The following is a 19,742-nucleotide window of genomic DNA, read 5'->3' as shown; positions in this document are numbered from 1 at the left end:
GCGCGCGGGCGCCGACAGCTCGGGGAGCATCGCAGCGGGCGCGACGAGCGAGGAGCCCAGCCAGGGGTCGTCCGGCGCGGCACTACCCTGGCTCGTCGTGTCCGCCACCCCTCCTCCTCCCACCGGGGAACCGGTTCCCCCGGCCGTCCAGGAGACGGTCCGGGAGTTGGTCGACCTCTCCCCCGTCCTCACCGAGCTGGGTGAGCGCTTCTCCGCGGCCGGGTTCGAGGCCCACCTCGTCGGTGGATCGGTGCGCGACGCGCTGCTGTCGGCCGAGAGCGGTGGCCGGCAGGTGCCCGGCGACCTCGACGTGACCACCGACGCGCGGCCGGAGCAGGTGCTCGAGCTGCTGCGCGGGTGGGCCGGTTCCACGTGGAACACCGGCATCGAGTTCGGGACCGTCGGGGCGGAGGTGCACCACCAGGGCACCCCCGTCCGGCTGGAGATCACCACCTTCCGGGCCGACCGCTACGACCGCGAGTCCCGCAATCCGCAGGTCGCGTGGGGGGAGTCGCTGGTCGACGACCTGATCCGCCGCGATTTCACCGTCAACGCGATGGCGGTCTCCCTCGGCCCGGACCGGACGGTGACCGACCCGTTCGGTGGTCTCGGCGACCTGCTGGCCCGCCGGCTGCGCACACCGGGCTCGGCCGTCGACTCCTTCGCCGACGACCCGCTCCGCATGCTGCGCGCGGTCCGGTTCGTGGCCCAGCTGGGGTTGACCCCGGTCGACGAGGTCGTCGAGGCGATGACGGCCATGTCCGGGGAGCTGGCCCGGATCACGCCCGAGCGCGTGCAGGTGGAGCTGTCGAAGACGCTGCTGCAGGACTCGCCGCGAGCGGCGCTCGAGCTGTTCGTCGCGACCGGCCTCGCCGACGTCGTCCTGCCCGAGCTCTCGGCGCTGCGGATGGAGATCGACGAGCACCACCAGCACAAGGACGTCTATCACCACTCGCTGACCGTGCTCGACCAGGCGATCGTGCTGGAGAAGGCCGATCCGGACGGGGGATCGCCTGATCTCGTCCTGCGGCTGGCGGCGCTGCTGCACGACATCGGCAAGCCGGCCACCCGCCGCCACGAGCCCGGCGGGCGGGTGTCCTTCCACCACCACGAGGTGGTCGGGGCGAAGCTGGTGAAGAAGCGCCTGACCGCCCTGCGCTACCCGAAGGACGTCATCGAGGCCGTCGCCCGGCTGACCTTCCTGCACCTGCGCTTCCACGGTTACGGCCGCGGTGAGTGGACCGACTCCGCGGTGCGGCGTTACGTCACCGACGCCGGTGACCTGCTCCCCCGGCTGCACAAGTTGGTGCGCTCGGACTCGACGACGCGGAACCGGAAGCGGGCCGCGGCGCTCTCGGCGACCTACGACTCCCTCGAGCGCCGGATCGCCGAGCTGTCGGAGCTGGAGAACCTGGCGCGCGTGCGGCCCGACCTCGACGGCAACGCGATCATGGAGCTGCTCGGCCTCCAGCCGGGGCCCGACGTGGGCGCCGCGTGGCGGTTCCTCAAGGAGCTGCGGCTCGAGCGCGGCCCCCTCCCTCGGGAGGACGCCGAGGCGGCCCTCCTCGACTGGTGGCGCACCCGCGCGTGATCATCAGGACCCCGGGCCGCTCCGGTCCGGGCCCGGTCCTGCCGAGGTGAGGAGCGTGCGGGTGCGGCAGACGTTCGCGGGACCAGGGGACCGGCGGCCGGCGCGCAGGGGCGGCTGGGCCACCGTCCTGGGTGCGATCGTGGCCGTGGTCCTCGGACTGGCCGTCCTGCTGGGGCCCGATCCGCAGTCCTGGACGAGCTTCCGGGAGAGCCTCGGCCCGACCGCCGCCCCGCCGTCGACCGGCAGTCCGTCGGCCGGCGGTCCGTCGCCGGGGCCGACCGCGCCCGGGAGCACCACCCCCGGCGTTCCGTCGTCGACACCGATCGCGGGGCCGGACCGCCCCACTCCCGGCACCGGCGCGAGCCCGACGTGGCTGGGGGTCCCGCCACCGGCTCCGCCGGGTGGCGGCCCGCACGTCTTCACCTCCTTCCAGGCCAACGGCGTCACGCCGGTGGCCTACGACCCGTGTCGCGCCGTCCACTACGTCATCCGGCCCGACGGCTCTCCCGAGGGCGGCGAGGAGCTGATCCACGCGGCGGTGGCCCGTCTCTCCGAGACGACCGGGCTGCAGTTCGTCCACGACGGAGCCACGGACGAGTCGCTGCGGCGTGAGCGCGAGCCCTTCCAGCCCGACCGGTACGGCGACCGGTGGGCCCCGGTGCTGTTCGGCTGGGAGACGGAGGAGGAGAACCCGGCGCTGGCCGGTGTCGTCGTCGGCCAGGGCGGCAGCGTCGCGGCGTCCCTCGGGGACGGCCCCCGCGTCTACGTCACGGGCACGGTCTCCCTCGATGCCGGGCAGTTCCCCGACATCCTCGGAAAGCCGGACGGCGCGGCCACGGCGCTGGGCATCGTGCTGCACGAGATGGCCCACCTGGTCGGCCTGGCGCACGTCGACGACGACGACCAGCTGATGTTCCCCTCGACCCGGGCGGGCGTCACCGACTTCGCCACCGGCGACCTGACCGGGTTGTCCCGCCTCGGGCGGGGGGTGTGCGTCGACGAACTCTGACCCGCCGGGTCAGTGGCGGCGGGTGATGCCGTGGTAGGCCACGGCGGTCAGCCAGTAGCCCGCGCCGACGACCACGAGCATCACGTACGAGATCCCCGACGGTGGCAGCGCGAACGCCCCGACCAGGAGCGCCGCGACGAACGTGACGTTGAAGAGCGTGTCGTAGACCGAGAACACCCGGCCGCGGAAGTCGTCGTCGACCGACTCCTGCAGCGTCGTGTCGACGCAGATCTTCACCGCCTGCGACACGAACCCCAGCACGAAGCCGGCCGCCACCACGGTCGGCGGGACGAACGGCAGGCCCAGCCCGAGCTGCGCCGCGCCCCCGCCGACGAGCACCGCGGTGATCCACCGCGGCTTGCCGATCCGGCGCACGACGGCGGGGGTGACCCACGCGGCCAGCAGCGTCCCGACCGCGCTGGCAGCGACCACCTCGGCGAGACCGACCAGCCCGCCGCGGAAGAACGAGTCCCAGGACTCGAAGGTGTTGCGGTAGAGCAGCAGCGTCATCAACGTCAGGAAGCCGTAGCAGAGCCGGTGCAGGCTCATCGCGGCCAGCGCAGCCGCCGCCGGCGGGTGGGCCCACGCGTGGCGGGCGCCGGCGACCATCCCGACGACGACGTCCCGGACCGACAACTGCACCGTGCGGGCCAGGTGGTCGGGACCCAGGTAGCCGCGCGCGAAGCCGGCCACCACCGCTGCCGCGGCGAGGTAGGGCAGTGCCGCCGACAGGGCGAGGGCCGCGTACCCGCCGTTGGTCGCGCCCGCTAGCTGCAGCAGGCCGAGGGCCGCCCCGCCGCCGACCACGGTCGCCACCGAGCCCGACGTCGTCGATACCGCGTTCGCCGAGACCAGCGACGGCTCGTCGACGGTGTGCGGCAGGGAGGCCGACAGTGCGGCCAGGATGAACCGGTTCACGGAGAAGACGGCCAGGCCGGCCGCGTAGAAGCCCGTGCCCTCCACCCCGCCGAACACCAGGGCGGCGACCGCGGCGACCAGGCCGGCCCGCAGCAGGTTCGCGCGCACCAGCACCTGCCGCCGGCTCCAGCGGTCCAGCCACACTCCCGCGAACGGTCCGATGAAGGAGTACGGGAGCAGGAGGATCGCGAACCCGGCCGCGACGTCGATGGGGTCCGCGGCGCGCTGCGGGTTGAACAGCACCGTGCCGGCGAGCGCCGCCTGGAAGACGCCGTCGCCGAACTGCGAGAGCAGTCGGGTGGCGAGCAGCCGCCGGAAGTCGCGACGGGGCAGCAGGTGGCCGACCTTGGTGTCCGCTGCCTGCACCCGGTCACCCTAGAGGGATCCGGGGCGACCGGACGGTCACCGCCGGGCCGGACGGTCCGGTCCGGAACGAGTTCTGCCGGGCGTCACCTGCGCGGTCGTCCCGGACCGCGCCGGCTCGCCCTCCCTGCCGGGCTCGGGTGGGGCACACTGGCAGACGATGACCCCGGTGCCCGCGTCGCCCGATCCCGAGTCCGGACCGCCCACGCGGCCCGCCATCGGTCGTCGCCGTGCCGCGGCGGTCCCCTCCCTCTCGATCGGGTCGCTCGACGACGTCCGCCCGGGCAGCCTCCTGGTGGCGATGCCGGCGCTGACCGACCCGACGTTCGCCGGCACCGTCGTCTACGTCCTCGACCACTCCGACAGCGGCACGCTGGGCGTCGTCCTGGGGCGGCCGAGCCAGGTCTGCATCCGCGACGTCCTGCCGGGCTGGAACGATCTCGCCGTCGAGCCCTGCGTGTTCCACGTGGGCGGGCCCTGCGAGACCGACACCGCGCTCTGCCTCGCCGTCGCACCGGCGGCCACCCCGGCCGAGGACAGCGGCCTGCGCCGGGTGACCGGCGACGTCTACCTGGTCGACCTCGACAGCGACCCGGCCGGCCTCGAGGAGATCGACGGCCTCCGCGTGTTCGCCGGCTACGCCGGCTGGTCGGCCGGTCAGCTGGCCGGCGAGATCGGCGAGGGCGCCTGGGCGTGCGTGGCGGGCAGTCCGGACGACGTCCTATCGGTGCTGGCCGGCCCGGAACTGTGGCGCGAGGTGATGGGGCGGCAGGTCGGCCGCCTGGCGGTGCTGTCGACGGCGCCGGCAGATCCCACGGTCAACTAGCCCCACTCCTGCACCGGATCTGCCCGCGGATTGCCCCGGAGGGGCAGCGCGTCGCGTCGTGATCTGGTAGGAAAGAGCCCGGGAGGGGGCGGTCTGGGGAAGAGGCCGCCCCCTCCCGCTGTCTTCTCCGCCTTCGTCAGACGCCCAGTGCCGCGGCGATCTCCAGGTGGTCGCCCGCCTCCGCCGTCTCCTCGTCCGTCGGCACCTCCACCGAGCGCGGCCCGTGGTCCGACAGCGTGACCGTCGCGTCGAAGGCGTCGTCCTGCAGCGGGGTCACGAACTGCAGCAGCAGGTCGTCGGCGGCTGCCACCGCGACGGTCCGCTCCCCGCGGATGCCGAACAGCGAGGCCAGGCGGCTGTCGATCGACCGCTGCCCCTGCCAGGTGTAGTCCGCGCCGAGGAAGGACTCCGCCTCGTCGGCCGAGGGCGCCGAGAGGCCCAGCACGATGCCGAGCAGCACGTCGGTCAGCAGCGGGCCGTTCACGTCGTCGGCGGTGGTCATGGGCCGGCTCATGTACTCCGCGTCGGGCTCGTCCGTGGCGGCCAGCGCCTCGCGCAGGCCCGGGACGTCGCCGGTCCACACGGTGTCGGGCGTGAAGAACAGCGTCCGGACGTCGTCCTCGCGGCCGTCGCCGAACGTGGTGACCGCCTGGGCGCGGCCGACGTCGTCCCGGAAGTCGACCTCCCCGGTGAGCGTCAGGACGACGCCCTCTCGGTAGGGCGCGGTGACGACGAAGTCGGCGCCGCCCTCCTCGTGGTTGCGCTCCAGCAGGCGGGCCAGGATCTCGGCCTCCGCCTGCGTCACCGCGTCACCGGGTGTGCGGGTCGGTGCCGCCCCGGCGGTGCACCCGGTCACCAGTGCTCCCACCAGGCCGAGCACGACCAGGGAGCCGCGGGACCGCATGCGGTGCAGCGTAGGCACGCGCACCGCATGGTCCGGGGACGACACGGGCCCGCGGCCTCCGAGGAGGACGCGGGCCCGTGTGCGGCGCTGCTGACTAGCGCTCGATGTCGCCCCGGATGAACGCCTCGACGGCGTCGCGGGCCTCGCTGTCGCTGTACTGCACCGGCGGGCTCTTCATGAAGTACGAGGACGCCGACAGGATCGGGCCACCGATGCCGCGGTCCTTCGCGATCTTGGCGGCGCGGACGGCGTCGATGATGATGCCGGCCGAGTTGGGCGAGTCCCAGACCTCGAGCTTGTACTCCAGGTTCAGCGGGACGTCGCCGAACGCGCGGCCCTCGAGGCGCACGTAGGCCCACTTGCGGTCCGAGAGCCACGGCACGTGGTCCGACGGGCCGATGTGCACGTTGCCCGCACCCATGTCGCGGTGCACCTGGCTGGTGACCGACTGCGTCTTGGAGATCTTCTTGGACTCCAGGCGCTCGCGCTCGAGCATGTTCTTGAAGTCCATGTTGCCGCCGACGTTGAGCTGCATCGTGCGGTCGAGCTGCACGCCGCGGTCCTCGAACAGCTTGGCCAGCACCCGGTGGGTGATGGTGGCCCCGACCTGGCTCTTGATGTCGTCACCGACGATCGGCACGCCGGCGGCGGTGAACTTGTCCGCCCACTCCTTGGTGCCGGCGATGAACACCGGCAGCGCGTTGACGAACGCGACACCGGCGTCGAGGGCGCACTGGGCGTAGAACTCGGCGGCGTGCTGCGAGCCGACCGGCAGGTAGCAGACCAGGACGTCGGCACCCGACTCGCGCAGGGCGGCGACGACGTCGACCGGCTGCTCGTCGGACTCCTCGATCATCTCGCGGTAGTACTTGCCGAGACCGTCGTAGGTGTGGCCGCGCTGCACGGTCACCCCGAGCGGCGGGACGTCAGCGATCTTGATGGTGTTGTTCTCGCTGGCGACGATCGCCGCGGACAGGTCCTGGCCGACCTTCTTGGCGTCGACGTCGAACGCGGCGACGAACTGCACGTCGCGGACGTGGTACTCGCCGAAGCGGACGTGCATCAGTCCTGGCACGGACGCGGTCTCGTCGGCGTCCTTGTAGTACTCGACGCCCTGCACGAGCGAGGCGGCGCAGTTGCCGACGCCGACGATGGCGACCTTGACGGTGCCCATGGCTTCTCCTTCTGTTCGGACCGCGAACGGTCGCTGTTCTCGCAGACCGCGGTGGGTCCTGCGTGCTGCTGACGACGCCCGGTCGTTCGAGCGTCGGGTGATCAGGGGGGCGGTGGGGCGGACGGCCGGGGGCCGGGGGGCGGCTCCTCGGCGACCGACTGGCGCCGCTCGGTCTCGATGAGCTCGGAGAGCCACCGCACCTCGCGGTCCACCGATTCCAGGCCGTGTCGCTGCAGCTCGAGGGTGTAGCGGTCGACCCGCTCCCGGGTCCGGGCCAGCGAGGCGCGCAGGCCCTCCCGCTGCCGCTCGACCGTGCGGCGACGGCCCTCGAGGATCCGCAGCCGCACGTCGGCCTCGGTGTGCCGGAAGAACGCGAGCCGGACGCCGAACAGGCCACCGTCGTCGTAGGCCTCGGGGCCGGTCTGGCCGACCAGCTCGTGGAAGCGCTCCTTGCCCTCGGCGGTGATCGTGTAGACCACCTTGCCCCGGCGGCCGGTGAGCGGCGGCGCGTCGGCCGGGAGGAGGGCGCGGGGGTCGGGCTCGTCGGTGCTGATCAGGCCGGCGGCGTGCATGCGCTTGAGGGCCGGGTAGAGCGAGCCGTAGGAGATGCTCCGCAGCCCACCGAGGACCTCCGACAGCTGCTTGCGCAGTTCGTAGCCGTGCATCGGCGACTGGTGGAGCAGGCCGAGGATGGCGAACTCGAGCACGCGCCCTCCTCGACGTCGATGGTCCCGATGTATCGAGACGATACATCGAGACAGCGCTCCCAGGGGACGGCGGGACCCCCGGAAACCCCCGTCATCACGGGTGTCGTCGGTCGCAGAGCGCCCCGACGGGCCCGGCACTGCGTACATTGACGGCCGTGCCCGGACGTCGATCCGTCGTGGACTACTCGCTGCAGCGGCGAGCCGTCCTCGCCGACGTGTACGCGGGACGCACGGGTCTGTTCGAGGTCTGCGACGCCAGTCCCTACCTCTCCCGGGCGGCGAAGTACCACGGCCAGGCGACCGACGTCGCCTGCCCGGTCTGCCGCAAGGAACGTCTCACGCTGGTGAACTACGTGTACGGCGACCATCTCGGTCCCACGTCCGGGCAGGCCAAGACCGAGGCCGAGCTCACCCGGATGGACGCGATGCAGGAGGAGTTCACCGTGTACGCGGTCGAGGTCTGCCGCAGTTGCGGCTGGAACCACCTCGACGCCTCGTACGTCCTCGGTGCCGAGCCGACGCCCGGGCGCCAGGCCCGCAAGGGTCGGCGCCGGGCCGCCACGGAGTAGCCACGGGCGCGTCTGCGTCCGGCTCCCACAGCTGAAGACACGCCGCGATCGGGGCCGTCCCCGTCGCGACGACGACCTGCCAGAGAGGGGTTCCCTGCGTGCCACCACACGACGAGAACTCGCCCGTCGCGCCGCGCGCCGGATCCGTCCGCCGTCCGCCGACCACCCGCACCCGGAGCACGGGGGGTGGCGGTCGCGGTTCGGGGGGGTCAGCGGGTGGCGGCCGCGGCTCGGGGGGCTCGTCGGGCTCCGGCGGCGCCCGCAAGCCGCCGCCGGGAGGCCGCGGCGGTCGGACGACGGCCGCGCGCACCGGCGGCTCGTCGAACGGTCCGGGCACGGGGCGCCCGGCCGGCCGCAGCGGTGACGGTTCCAGCAGCCGGGGCGCTGCGGGCAGCAGGGGCAACGGCAAGGGCAAGGGAAAGGTCCGCACCAAGAAGCAGCGCCGTCGTCGTCGGCTGAAGATCGCCGGCGCCGTCATCGGCGGCATGCTCGTGCTGCTCGGCGTCTTCGTCGGCGTCGTCTACGCCAGCACCGAGGTGCCCAGCCCCGACTCGATCAGCAACGCGCAGACCACCGTCGTCTACTACTCCGACGGCGCCACCGAGATGGCTCGCCTGGGCGACGAGAACCGCACCAACGTGACCCTCGACGAGATCTCCGAGCCGGCGCAGTACGCCGTGCTGGCGGCCGAGAACCGCAGCTTCTACACCGACCCGGGCATCTCCTTCACGGGCATCATCCGGGCGGCGTGGAACAACGTCACCGGCGGCTCGACCCAGGGTGGCTCGACGATCACCCAGCAGTACGTGAAGAACGCCTTCCTGACGGCGGACCAGACGTTCAGCCGCAAGTTCCAGGAGCTGTTCCTCGCGATCAAGCTGGACAACAACTTCTCGAAGGAGCAGATCCTCGAGAACTACCTGAACACGATCTACTTCGGCCGCGGCGCGTACGGCATCGAGGCGGCGGCCAACACCTACTTCGGTGTCCCCGCTGCCCAGCTGACCGCCCAGCAGGGTGCCGTGCTCGCCGTCCTGATCCGCAGCCCATCGAGCTACGACCCCGCCCAGAACCCCGAGGGCGCCCAGGACCGCTGGGGACTCGTCCTCGACGCGATGGTCGAGGAGGGCTGGCTCACCTCCCAGGAGCGGGAGGCGTCCACGTACCCGGGGGTGCTCGAGTACACGGGCACCTCGCTCGGCATCCCGGGTGGCCCGGAGGGGCTGATCGTGCAGCGGGCGCTCAACGAGCTGCGCGGCAAGGGCTACACCGACCAGCAGCTCTTCGCCGGTGGTCTGCGGATCACCACCACGGTGGAGAAGGGCTGGCAGGACATCGCCCTCCAGAGCGTCGCCGACGTGATGCAGGGCGAGCCGGAGAACCTCCGGCAGTCGCTGGTGGCCATCGATCCGAGGACCGGCGCCGTCCGGGCCTACTACGGGGGCCCCTCGGGCACGGGCACCGACTACGCGCAGGCCCAGCGCCAGCCCGGCTCGTCGGTGAAGCCCTACGTGTTGGCCACCGCACTCGAGCAGGGCATCGGCGTCGACGCCCGCCGCGACGGCAGCTCCCCGCAGACCTTCCCGGACCGCGACGCCCCGGTGCGCAACTCCGGCGGCGCCTCCTGCGGCAACTGCACGCTCAAGGAGGCCATGACCCGGTCGCTGAACACGACCTTCTACGGCCTCGCGTACGAGGTGGGCCCGGAGAACGTGGCGGACACGATCCGCAGCGTCGCCGGCATGCCCGACGTGTGGGAGAGCGGCTTCCTCGAGGGCAGCACGACCCTGGCCAACGCCGACGGCGGGACCGGCTCGGCGATCGGCATCGGTGAGTACGAGATGCGCCCGATCGACCAGGCGCACGGGTTCGCCACCTTCGCCAACGGCGGCATCGAGCGCGATCCCTTCTTCGTCACGAGGGTGACCGACAACGAGGGCGGCGTCCTGCTGGAGTACGGCGGCGACGGCGGCGAGCAGGTGATCGGTACCGACATCGCCAACGACGTCACGTTCGCGCTCGACGACGTCGCCGGCTACTCCCGGCGGGCCCTCGACGACGGCCGTCCGGTGGCCAGCAAGACCGGTACGCAGGGCCTGGACGCGGAGAACAACTCCGACGCCTGGATGGTCGGGTACACCCCGTCCATCTCGACGGCGGTCTGGATGGGTTCCGACGCCCGCGAGCCGATCGTCAACATGGACGGCGGCATCATCTACGGCTCCGGTCTGCCCGGCGCGATCTGGCAGCGCTTCATGAACGGCGTCCTCGCCGGCACCCCGGTCGAGCCCCTGCCGACCTCGGCGACCGTCGAGGGCGACACCGGTGAAGGCGTGCCCGCACCGACGACGGAGGCACCGCCGACGACGACGTCCCAGGCGCCGCCGACGACCACGCAGCAGACGACGACGGCGCCCGTCGACGCCGACGGGGACGGTGTGCCCGCGGGCCAGGACCCCGACGACAGCGACCCGGACGTCCCCAACCCGCCGGAGCCGGTCGACGCCGACGGGGACGGTGTGCCCGCCGACGAGGACCCCGACGACAGCGACCCGAACGTCCCGAACCCGACCGAGGCGCCGGGCGTTCCGGGTCTTCCCGGCAACGGTCCGGGCAACGGCCCCGGCAACGACGGCGGCTGATCGCCGCACGGCAGACTGATGCCGTGACCGAGCCGCCCAGCGACGGCGTCCCCACGGACCCCTCCGGTTTCCCGCCGGAGGGGTCCGTGCCGTTGGAGTCGGGCGGAGCTGCGCCCCCGCTCGCACGCGCGACGGCGCCACCCCGGCCGGACCGCGTCGTCCCGACCTGGGTGGACCCGGTCGCCGCGCAGGCGGCGGAGGCCGTGGGCGGCCCGTGGGGTCGGCACGCCGTGACCGGTCGTGCGCTGTTCTGGACGCCGCTGCGCGTGTGCCTGCTGTTCACGACGCTGGTGCTGGCGCTGGCGTGGGTCAAGCAGGCGCCGTGCGCGTCCGGTGACTGGACGGGGTTCGTCCAGTACACGCACTTCTGCTACTCGGACACCGTTCCGCTGTTCGGCCTGCACGGGCTGGACACCGGGCAGGTGCCCTACCTGGACTCCGACGTCGAGTACCCGGTGCTGACCGGCGCCTTCATGGCGGCCTCGGCGGGGCTGGGCCGGGTCTACGACGGCGCGGCGGCGGCGGTCGGGCTGCTCCCCGACGTGCCGCCCGTGCAGAGCTACTACGTCGCCACCTGCCTGCTGCTGTCGGCGTGCGCGCTGCTGATGACCCGGGCGGTCCTCGGCCTGTCCGGCCGCCGGCCGTGGGACGCGGCGATGGTCGGCCTCTCGCCGCTGCTGTTCGTGCACGCGTTCACCAACTGGGACCTGTTCGCCGTCGCGCTGGCCGCCCTCGGCATGTGGGCGTGGGCCCGGCGACGGCCCGTGCTCGCCGGCGTCCTGCTCGGTCTCGGCATCGCCGCGAAGCTCTACCCAGCCCTGCTGCTGGTCGCGCTGTTCCTGCTGTGCCTCCGGGCGGGACGGCTGCGCCCGTGGTTCCGGGCGGCCGTGGCCGCGGTGGCTACCTGGCTCGCGGTCAACGCCCCGGTCGCCGTGCTGGCGCCGGAGAACTGGAGCCGGTTCTTCCGGCTCAACAGCAGCCGGCCGGCCGACCCGGACACGATCTGGAACCTGCTGCTGGCCCTCACCGACCACCAGCTGTTCGACGGGCCGCTCGGGATCGGCCAGTCCCCGTCGGTGCTCAACACGGTCGTCGCCGTCGTCCTGGTGCTCCTGGTCGCCGGCGTCGGCTGGCTGACCCTCGCCGCGCCGGTCCGGCCGCGGGTCGCGCAGATCGCGTTCCTGCTCGTCGCCGGATTCCTGCTGCTCAACAAGGTGTGGAGCCCGCAGTACTCGCTCTGGCTGCTGCCGTTGGCGGTGCTGGCCCGCCCGAAGTGGCGGTCGCTGCTGCTCTGGCAGGCGGCCGAGGCGCTGCTCTGGGTGCCCCGGCTGCTCTGGTACCTCGGCACCGACAACCGCGGCATCAAGGTCGAGTGGTTCTTCCTCGGCGTGACGCTGCGCGACATCGCGGTGCTCGTACTCATGGGCCTCGTCGTGCGCGACGTGCTGCGGCCCGACGGCGACGTCGTCCGCACCAGCTGGCTCGGCGTCGACGACCCCGCCGGAGGCCCCCTGGACGGTCAGAGGGACCACTTCGTCGTGCCGAGTGGGGCCCGGAGGGCTCCGCGCAGGCACGACGCAGCGGCTCATCCCGAGCAGGGGACGGCACGTGGCCGCGGTGCGATCCGGAGGATCGCAGAGTCATAGTGCGTGACGCAGTTCCTGGATCTCCGCGGCGTGCGCGGCGCTGTCCCCCGGCGTCTCGAGGACGATCGGGCAGGCGGCGGCGCGGGCGACCTCGACCAGCAGTTCCTGCGGGATCTCGCCGTCGCCCAGTGGTGCGTGGCGGTCGCGGCTGGAGCCGTGCGGGTCGCGGCTGTTGTTGAGGTGCACCAGGTCGATCCGGCCGGTGATCGCGCGGACGTCGTCGACGACCGTGGCCAGGTCCCAGCCGGCGGCCCACGCGTGGCAGGTGTCGAGCACGAACCCGGCGCCGAACTCGCCGACGGCGTCCCACAGGCGCCCGATCGCGTCGAGGTCGCGGGCCATCGCGTTGCCGCCGCCGGCGGTGTTCTCGATCAGCAGGGGCACGGGGAATCCGCCGTCCTTCTGCTGGTAGGCGAACGTCTTGCGCCAGTTGTCGACGCCGACGGCCGGGTCGTCGGCGGCCAGGACGTGCCCGCCGTGGACCACCAGGCCGAACGCCCCGATCGCGGCAGCGGCCGTCGCGTGGGCGGCGAGGAGCTTGCGGCCGGGCACGCGGATGCGGTTGTTCGTCGTCGCGACGTTCAGCATGTACGGCGCGTGGACGACGACCATGACGTCGGACGCCAGCAGGTCGGCCTGGTCGGGGCGTGGCTTCGGGGTCGCGTAGCTCTGCGGATCGGTCAGGAACACCTGCACGCCGTCGGCGTCCATCTCGGCCGCGCGGGCCAGCGGACCGCCGTCGAGGAGTTCGTTGTCGTCGGTGAGACCAGGGCCGACGTGGACGCCGATCGGGTGAGGGGAGTGGCCGGGCGGGTGAATGGGCATCGGAAATGACCCTAGTTCGGTCGTGGATTCAGGTTTACCCGTATCGCTGGCGTCACATCATCGTTCATGCAGCGTGACGGGGGTTACTCCCCAGTAGGGGAGTAGCAGCTCTGAGCAGCGACGTGGAGGTACTGGGGACATGGCAAGCGGTCGGATCCGTCGAAGTGCGCGGCGCGGGATCGCAGCCGCGGTGCTCGGCTGGCTGGCGGTGGCAGCGTTCTCCGTCCTGATGGCGCCGAGCGCCAGCGCGGCCCCCAGCGCCACCGTGACCATCCAGAACGTGACCCCGCCCGCGGTCAGCGTGGACAAGGGCGGCACGGTCACGTTCGTCAACGGCATCCCGGCGCAGAACAAGGGCGGCGTCTCGGTGCCGCTGGTGGGCACGTTCTCCGCCACGGTCTACACCGACGTGGCCGTCACCTTCTTCGGCCAGCCGCGGACGCTCCAGCCGGGGCAGTCCACCGCGTGGACGTTCAACGACCCGGCGACGACCGGCCAGATCACCTACACGTACCGGATCGTCCCGCAGTCGGGCCTGTCCGCGACGGTGGCCAACCAGGTGGTCGACACCGTGGCCGCCGCGTTGCCCCCGCTGCCGGTGCCGGCGCCCTACGTGGTCCAGACCATCCTGCCCGACGTGCCCACCCTGCCGGGCGTGAACGTGCCGCAGCTGCCGACGCTGAACGTGCCCCTGCCGGCGCCGCCCGCCGTCGTCGACCCGAACAACCCGGTCGACCCGAACAACCCGGTCGACCCGGCGGACCCGACGGGTGACCCGGCCGGCCCGCAGCCGGAGGGCATCCCGGGTGACCAGTACAACTACGACCTCGGTGGCGGTGCTCCGAACCTCTCGCCGACCGACGCCGTCGCGGCAGCGGCCTTCGACCCGTCGCGCTTCTACGTCCCCGGGGAGAGCCTCGGCGGTGTGGACGGCGGCAACGCCGGTGACGGCTCCGGTGGCCAGCCCGGCAACTACGACGGCGCCTCGGTGCCCGTCTTCGGCCAGCTCGCCGGTCTCGACAACGCCTCCCTCGACGAGGAGGCCGCGACCGACACCGCCGCCGCCGACGGCACCGCCCCGGCCCTTCCGGCCGCCGCGCTCGCCGCGGTCGTCGCCCTGGCCGCGGTGACCGCCGCGCTCGTGCGTACCCACCAGGCGCAGCGCGCCTCCCGCTGATCCTGCTCCGGCTCCGCGGCCGCCGCCCTTTCGTCGGGGACGGCGGCCGCGGTCCGTTCCGGGGCACCCGGCCTCCCTGTGGACAGCGCGGGAGGACGGTGGCGCGAACGCTGGTAGCCTGTCCCCAGCGCGTTCCGGCACTCGCTGGGGCGCGCGACGCGTGTACGACCCTCCTGCTGCAGATTCGCTGCAGCCGCTGAGACCAGAGGAGGTGGGGTTCTCCGTGCGTCATTACGAATTGATGGTCATCCTCGACCCCGAGCTCGAGGAGCGCACCATCGCTCCCTCGCTCGACAGGTTCCTGACCGTGATCACCAAGGCCGGCGGGTCCGTCGGCAAGGTCGACATCTGGGGCCGGCGTCGCCTGGCCTACGAGATCAAGAAGCAGATCGAGGGCATCTACGCCGTCATCGACATCGATGCCGAGCCCGCCGCTGTGTCCGAGCTCGACCGTCAGCTCAACCTGAACGAGTCGGTGCTCCGCACGAAGCTGATGCGGCCCGAGGTCCACTGACCATGGCCGGCGAGACCGTCATCACCGTCGTCGGCAACCTGACCGCCGACCCGGAGCTGCGCTTCACGCCGTCGGGCGCTGCCGTCGCCAACTTCACCGTCGCGTCGACCCCGCGCACCTTCGACCGTCAGTCGCAGGAGTGGAAGGACGGCGAGGCGCTGTTCCTCCGCTGCAACGTGTGGCGCCAGGCGGCCGAGAACGTGGCCGAGTCGCTCACCCGCGGCTCGCGCGTCATCGTCAGCGGCCGGCTCAAGCAGCGCTCGTTCGAGACGAAGGAAGGCGAGAAGCGCACCGTCGTCGAGCTCGAGGTCGACGAGATCGGCCCCTCGCTGCGCTACGCCACCGCCAAGGTCACCCGCGCCTCGCGCGGTGAGGGCGGCGGCGGCTTCGGTGGCGGCGGCGGTGGCGGCTTCTCCGGCGGCGGTGGCGGCGGCGGTGGCGCGAGCGACCCGTGGTCGACGCCCGCCGGTCCGTCCGACGAACCGCCCTTCTAATTCTTCGTTCCTCACTACTTGACCTACCTGGAGTACCCCGGTGCCCAAGCCCCCTGTTCGCAAGCCCAAGAAGAAGGTCTGCCAGTTCTGCAAGGACAAGGCGACCTACGTCGACTACAAGGACACGACCCTGCTGCGGAAGTTCATCTCCGACCGCGGCAAGATCCGTGCCCGCCGCGTCAGCGGCAACTGCAGCCAGCACCAGCGGGACGTCGCCACGGCCGTGAAGAACAGCCGTGAGATGGCCCTGCTGCCCTACACCTCGACGGCGCGCTGATCATGAGCACGATGAAGCTGATCCTGACCCAGGAGGTCACCGGTCTCGGTACCTCCGGCGACACGGTGGAGGTCAAGGGCGGCTACGGCCGCAACTACCTCCTCCCCCGCGGGCTGGCCATCAAGGCCACCCGGGGTGCCGAGAAGCAGGTCGAGTCCCTGCGCCGGGCGCGTGCCGCCCGCGAGGTGGCCTCGCACGAGGAGGCGCAGGCCCTGGCCGGGCGCATCACGGGCCTCACGGTCCGGGTGCCGGCCCGCGCCGGTGAGGGCGGCCGCCTGTTCGGGCGCGTCACCCCCGCCGACGTCGCGGCTGCCGTGACCGCCGCCGGTGGTCCGGAGCTCGACCGTCGCCGCATCGACCTGCCCAGCACGATCAAGACGACCGGGGAGCACACGATCACCGTGCGCGTGCACCCCGAGGTCAGCACGCAGCTGACCATCGAGGTCGTTCCCTCCTGAGAGCGCGCTGAGCACTCCTCACGTCCGGAAGGGGCGTCGGACTCCGGTCCGGCGCCCCTTCCGGCGTCTCGGGGCATCTCAGCGGGTCTGACGCCGCTCCCTGGGCATGCCTCGCGCTCTCGGTCCATCTCAGCGGGTCTGACGCCGCTCCCTGGGCATGCCTCGCGCTCTCGGGGCCCTGCGGGACCGGTGCAGTGCGAAGTGGGACCCGGGAGTGTCACGGCGTCCGGGGAGCGGCTGTCGTCCATGGCCGTTCCTGACATGTCGGCGGCCGGTCGTTCGTCGGTGGCGGGCGGGGTCGGGACGTCGCCGCGCGGTCGCATGTGACTCGTGATGCGGCGCGCGGAAAAATGTTGGGAAGTTTCTCCCGTCCACAGCCGGTGAACGGCCTTCGCGCAGGTGACGGTGCGGAATCCGGAAGATGGCCGGGACGTGTCCCCCGCCGTCTCCACATGTCGACACGCCTCCATCCACCGACTTGTCCACAAGTTGTGCAGATCGACGTGCACACCGGTGTTGGACGGCGCCCCCTCCGGCTTCCTAACGTCCTCCCCAGCTGCCGCCGGGCGCGCGGGAAGTGTCGGTGCCCGGCGGTAGCAATGACCCGAACAGTTGTTCGGGCCTGGTGACGTCTGCCGAGCTCCCGACTTCCCCTCGGAGTGGCGGTAGCGGGCGCGCCTGCACAGAGATGGAGGAAACCCCGGTGGCAGTGGCCGAGGAGTTCAGCCGGCCGTCCGCGACGGCCCCCGCGTACGACCGGCAGCCACCGCAGGACATCCCGGCGGAGCAGTCGGTGCTCGGCGGCATGCTGATGAGCAAGGACGCGATCGCCGACGTCGTCGAGGTGCTGCAGGGCCCCGACTTCTACCGCCCCGCCCACCAGGTGGTCTTCGACTGCATCCTCGACCTGTACGGGCGCGGTGAGCCGGCCGACGCGATCACGGTGGCCGCTGAGCTCAACCGCACCGACCAGCTGTCCAAGATGGGCGGCGCGGTCTACCTGCACACGCTGATCGCTTCGACACCGACGGCGGCCAACGCCGGGTACTACGCGGCGATCGTGGCCGAGCAGGCCGTGCTGCGCCGACTCGTGGAGGCCGGCACCCGGGTCGTCCAGCTGGGCTACGGCGCGGCCGGCGGCAAGGGCGACGTCGACGACATCGTCGACCGCGCCCAGCAGGAGATCTACGACGTCACCGAGAAGCGGATGAGCGAGGACTACTCGCGCCTCGAGGACATCCTGCAGCCGACGATGGACGAGCTGGACGCCATCGCCTCGCGAGGTGGCGTCAGCCGTGGCGTGCCCACCGGTATCCGCGACCTCGACGAGCTCACCAACGGCCTCCAGGCCGGCCAGATGATCGTCATCGCGGCCCGTCCCGGTGTCGGGAAGGCGCTTGCCCTCGACACCCCGGTGGCCACCCCCACCGGCTGGACGACGATGGGCGAGATCCGGGTCGGTGACCGGGTCTTGGGCTCCGACGGCCGGCCGACGACTGTCGTCGCCGCGACCGACGTCATGACCGACCGGCCCTGCTACGAGGTCCACTTCTCCGACGGCTCGATGATCGTGGCCGACGCACAGCACCAGTGGCTGACCGAGACCCGCGCCAGCCGGAAGTCCGCCCAGGCGGCGCGGGTGGGCTACAGCGGCTGTCGGAACCAGCGGACGTTCGCCGAGGTGCGTACGACGGAGGAGATCGCGCGAACCGTCCGGTGTGCCACCAAGGACGCCCGGCTCAACCACTCCGTCACGAACGCGCGGCCATTGGATCTTCCCCCGGCCGACCTGCTCATTCCGCCGTACACCCTGGGCGTCTGGCTAGGAGACGGAACGTCGGCGGAGGCGCACTTCACCAGCGCTGACCCCGAGATCGCGATGTACATCGAAGCCGAGGGCCTCGTCGTCGTGCCGACCAACGTCGACCGTCGTTACGCCCTCCGGCTGCCGGCCCGGCCGGGCCTCGCCGAGCGGCCGTGCCCGATGTGCGGCGAGCTGTTCACGCCTCAGACGTCGCAGGTGCAGACCTGCGGGAGGTCCTGCGGCGCCGCGCTCCGTCGCAGTGGGGGCGTCGGGCGCCAGGCCACCTGCCCCGACTGCGGTGGTCTGTCAGCCGGGCTCCAGCAGTGCCAGGCCTGCCGGAACGAGCACGGGACCGTGAAGGCGCTGCTGCGGACGCTTGGCGTCCTGGGGAACAAGCACATCCCCACGGAGTACCTGCGCGCGTCGGAGGCGCAGCGGCGCTCGCTTCTCGCGGGCCTGCTCGACACCGACGGCACGGTCGCGCCGAGCGGCGTGGTGCAGTTCGGCGTCACCAGCCGTCGCCTGGCCGAGGACACTCGGGAGCTGATCGCGAGCCTCGGTTACCGGGTCCGGATGACGACGAAGCGGGTTCGCGGGCGCAGCGAGGAGTCGTCCACCTGCTACACGCTGACCTTCAGCACCGACGACGCGGTCTTCGCCCTCGAGCGCAAGATGCTCCTGCACAAGGAGCGCGGCGCTCGCACCTTCACCGCCCGCGGCGTCCGCTTCATCGCCGACGTCCGCCCGATCGACAGCGTGCCGGTGCGCTGCATCCAGGTGGATGCCGAGGATCACCTGTTCCTGGCCGGTCGCGGCTTCATCCCGACGCACAACTCGACCCTCGGCCTCGACATCGCCCGGTCGGCGTCGGTCAAGCACCACCTGCCTGCGGCCATTTTCTCGCTGGAAATGAGCAAGCACGAGATCACCATGCGTCTGCTGTCGGCCGAGGCGAAGGTGCCGCTGCACCACATGCGCGCCGGCTCGCTGTCGGACGAGGACTGGTCGAAGCTGGCCCGCCGGATGGGTGAGATCGCCGATGCTCCGCTCTACATCGACGACTCCCCGAACATGACGATGATGGAGATCCGGGCCAAGGCGCGGCGGCTCAAGCAGCGCAACGACCTCAAGCTCGTGGTCATCGACTACCTCCAGCTGATGACGTCGGGCAAGCGCGTCGAGAGCCGCCAGCAGGAAGTGTCCGAGTTCTCCCGTGCGCTCAAGCTCCTGGCCAAGGAGCTCGAGGTCCCGGTCATCGCCATGTCGCAGCTGAACCGTGGTTCCGAGCAGCGTCAGGACAAGAAGCCGATGCTCTCCGACCTTCGCGAGTCGGGCTCGATCGAGCAGGACGCCGACATGGTCATGATGATCCACCGCGAGGACATGTACGAGAAGGAGAGCCCGCGGGCCGGCGAGGCCGACATCATGCTGGTCAAGCACCGTAACGGCCCGACCGCGAACGTCACGGTCGCCTTCCAGGGTCACTACAGCCGCTTCGTCGACATGGCCAACTGACGTGGACATCCTGCCGATCGACGCCCATGGCCCGCCCGGGGTCATGGCGCGGGAGCGGGCGCTGGTGGACCGCCCGGTCACGGCGCTCCCCAACGGCCTCCCGCCCGGCAGCGGGGTCGGAACCTCGGCCGCCGACGCATCTCCCAGCCGCGAGCGGCTGGTACGGATCGCGACGATGATCCGGGACGCCGAGCGCGCGATGCCCGCCCCTGCCCGCCGTGCCCGGCGGCACGGGGCGCGTCTGATCCCGCTCGCCCCTCGTCGGCGTCGGTCGGCGCGAGCGCGCCGCACTCCGCCCACCGTCGTCGTCGAGCTGGCCAGCTGACGCA

The 19,742-nt window shown here is 72.1% G+C and carries 18 protein-coding genes; 13 read left to right on the top strand and 5 right to left on the bottom strand.

Going from position 1 to position 19,742, the window contains the following annotated elements:
* Window positions 1-97 precede the first annotated feature (97 nt).
* Entirely contained in the window at window positions 98-1,591 is a 1,494-nt protein-coding gene (locus tag ABD644_RS17220) for a CCA tRNA nucleotidyltransferase (RefSeq protein ID WP_344690225.1), read from the top strand.
* Between the two features lie 61 nt (window positions 1,592-1,652).
* Window positions 1,653-2,600: a peptidase gene (locus ABD644_RS17215; RefSeq protein ID WP_344690224.1), complete on the top strand. Its 948-nt coding sequence runs from the start codon at window positions 1,653-1,655 to the stop codon at window positions 2,598-2,600.
* 9 nt (window positions 2,601-2,609) lie between these two features.
* On the opposite strand, the gene ABD644_RS17210 is transcribed toward ABD644_RS17215, so the two are convergent.
* A complete protein-coding gene (locus ABD644_RS17210) occupies window positions 2,610-3,884 on the bottom strand; it encodes an MFS transporter (protein WP_344690223.1) in 1,275 nt (424 codons plus the stop codon).
* 157 nt (window positions 3,885-4,041) lie between these two features.
* Between ABD644_RS17210 and ABD644_RS17205 the strand changes: the two genes are divergently transcribed.
* A complete protein-coding gene (locus ABD644_RS17205) occupies window positions 4,042-4,707 on the top strand; it encodes a YqgE/AlgH family protein (protein ID WP_344690222.1) in 666 nt (221 codons plus the stop codon).
* 136 nt (window positions 4,708-4,843) lie between these two features.
* On the opposite strand, the gene ABD644_RS17200 is transcribed toward ABD644_RS17205, so the two are convergent.
* The 3 genes from ABD644_RS17200 to ABD644_RS17190 form a co-directional block, all read right to left on the bottom strand.
* Window positions 4,844-5,611, bottom strand: coding sequence for a hypothetical protein (locus ABD644_RS17200; protein ID WP_344690221.1), 768 nt, complete (start codon window positions 5,609-5,611; stop codon window positions 4,844-4,846).
* 94 nt (window positions 5,612-5,705) lie between these two features.
* Entirely contained in the window at window positions 5,706-6,785 is a 1,080-nt protein-coding gene (locus ABD644_RS17195) for an inositol-3-phosphate synthase (protein ID WP_344690220.1), read from the bottom strand.
* A gap of 101 nt (window positions 6,786-6,886) precedes the next feature.
* Window positions 6,887-7,492, bottom strand: a complete 606-nt coding sequence (locus ABD644_RS17190; protein ID WP_344690219.1) for a PadR family transcriptional regulator — start codon at window positions 7,490-7,492, stop codon at window positions 6,887-6,889.
* A 155-nt stretch (window positions 7,493-7,647) separates the two neighbouring features.
* Between ABD644_RS17190 and ABD644_RS17185 the strand changes: the two genes are divergently transcribed.
* The 3 genes from ABD644_RS17185 to ABD644_RS17175 all read left to right on the top strand — a co-directional run bounded on the left by ABD644_RS17185 (window position 7,648) and on the right by ABD644_RS17175 (window position 12,349).
* Window positions 7,648-8,061 carry a DUF5318 family protein gene (locus ABD644_RS17185; protein WP_344690218.1) on the top strand — a complete coding sequence of 138 codons (414 nt, stop codon included), beginning with the start codon at window positions 7,648-7,650 and terminating at the stop codon, window positions 8,059-8,061.
* 98 nt (window positions 8,062-8,159) lie between these two features.
* Window positions 8,160-10,703: a transglycosylase domain-containing protein gene (locus ABD644_RS17180; protein ID WP_344690217.1), complete on the top strand. Its 2,544-nt coding sequence runs from the start codon at window positions 8,160-8,162 to the stop codon at window positions 10,701-10,703.
* 23 nt (window positions 10,704-10,726) lie between these two features.
* Window positions 10,727-12,349, top strand: coding sequence for a glycosyltransferase family 87 protein (locus ABD644_RS17175; protein WP_344690216.1), 1,623 nt, complete (start codon window positions 10,727-10,729; stop codon window positions 12,347-12,349).
* Here ABD644_RS17175 and ABD644_RS17170 read toward each other — a convergent pair.
* Window positions 12,344-13,174, bottom strand: coding sequence for a deoxyribonuclease IV (locus tag ABD644_RS17170; protein ID WP_344690214.1), 831 nt, complete (start codon window positions 13,172-13,174; stop codon window positions 12,344-12,346). The genes ABD644_RS17175 and ABD644_RS17170 overlap by 6 nt on opposite strands.
* A 139-nt stretch (window positions 13,175-13,313) precedes the next feature.
* On the opposite strand from ABD644_RS17170, the gene ABD644_RS17165 reads away from it, so the two are divergent.
* The 7 genes from ABD644_RS17165 (at window position 13,314) to ABD644_RS17135 (ending at window position 19,738) form a co-directional block, all read left to right on the top strand.
* Complete coding sequence (locus tag ABD644_RS17165) at window positions 13,314-14,351, top strand: hypothetical protein (RefSeq protein WP_344690213.1); 1,038 nt, start codon at window positions 13,314-13,316, stop codon at window positions 14,349-14,351.
* Between the two features lie 223 nt (window positions 14,352-14,574).
* On the top strand, window positions 14,575-14,865 hold the full coding sequence (rpsF, locus tag ABD644_RS17160) for a 30S ribosomal protein S6 (protein ID WP_344690212.1): 291 nt from the start codon (window positions 14,575-14,577) through the stop codon (window positions 14,863-14,865).
* A 2-nt stretch (window positions 14,866-14,867) separates the two neighbouring features.
* Window positions 14,868-15,359: a single-stranded DNA-binding protein gene (locus tag ABD644_RS17155; RefSeq protein ID WP_344690211.1), complete on the top strand. Its 492-nt coding sequence runs from the start codon at window positions 14,868-14,870 to the stop codon at window positions 15,357-15,359.
* Window positions 15,360-15,399: 40 nt separating this feature from the next.
* Window positions 15,400-15,636 carry a 30S ribosomal protein S18 gene (gene rpsR / locus ABD644_RS17150; RefSeq protein WP_014378671.1) on the top strand — a complete coding sequence of 79 codons (237 nt, stop codon included), beginning with the start codon at window positions 15,400-15,402 and terminating at the stop codon, window positions 15,634-15,636.
* Window positions 15,637-15,647: 11 nt separating this feature from the next.
* Window positions 15,648-16,094 (top strand): 50S ribosomal protein L9, encoded by a 447-nt coding sequence (gene rplI, locus ABD644_RS17145; protein WP_344690210.1) that lies wholly within the window; start codon window positions 15,648-15,650, stop codon window positions 16,092-16,094.
* Window positions 16,095-16,797: 703 nt separating this feature from the next.
* The gene (gene dnaB, locus ABD644_RS17140; protein ID WP_344690208.1) at window positions 16,798-19,413 is read left to right on the top strand and encodes a replicative DNA helicase; all 2,616 of its coding nucleotides are present in this window, start codon (window positions 16,798-16,800) and stop codon (window positions 19,411-19,413) included.
* A gap of 1 nt (window position 19,414) precedes the next feature.
* Window positions 19,415-19,738 carry a hypothetical protein gene (locus ABD644_RS17135; protein ID WP_344690207.1) on the top strand — a complete coding sequence of 108 codons (324 nt, stop codon included), beginning with the start codon at window positions 19,415-19,417 and terminating at the stop codon, window positions 19,736-19,738.
* Window positions 19,739-19,742 lie beyond the last annotated feature (4 nt).

Origin of the sequence: Blastococcus jejuensis, assembly GCF_039534705.1 — a bacterium.
In the GTDB taxonomy this organism is placed as follows: domain Bacteria; phylum Actinomycetota; class Actinomycetes; order Mycobacteriales; family Geodermatophilaceae; genus Blastococcus_B; species Blastococcus_B jejuensis.
Note: the sequence above shows the minus strand (reverse complement) of the source record. Positions and strands in the feature narration are given on the sequence as shown.

Coding starts and splice junctions, on each gene's coding strand:
- ABD644_RS17205 (WP_344690222.1), top strand. CDS start 4,042: ATGACCCCGGTGCCCGCGTCGCCCGATCCCGAGTCCGGACCGCCCACG.
- ABD644_RS17200 (WP_344690221.1), bottom strand. CDS start 5,611: ATGCGGTCCCGCGGCTCCCTGGTCGTGCTCGGCCTGGTGGGAGCACTG.
- ABD644_RS17195 (WP_344690220.1), bottom strand. CDS start 6,785: ATGGGCACCGTCAAGGTCGCCATCGTCGGCGTCGGCAACTGCGCCGCC.
- ABD644_RS17170 (WP_344690214.1), bottom strand. CDS start 13,174: ATGCCCATTCACCCGCCCGGCCACTCCCCTCACCCGATCGGCGTCCAC.
- ABD644_RS17165 (WP_344690213.1), top strand. CDS start 13,314: ATGGCAAGCGGTCGGATCCGTCGAAGTGCGCGGCGCGGGATCGCAGCC.
- ABD644_RS17155 (WP_344690211.1), top strand. CDS start 14,868: ATGGCCGGCGAGACCGTCATCACCGTCGTCGGCAACCTGACCGCCGAC.
- rplI (WP_344690210.1), top strand. CDS start 15,648: ATGAAGCTGATCCTGACCCAGGAGGTCACCGGTCTCGGTACCTCCGGC.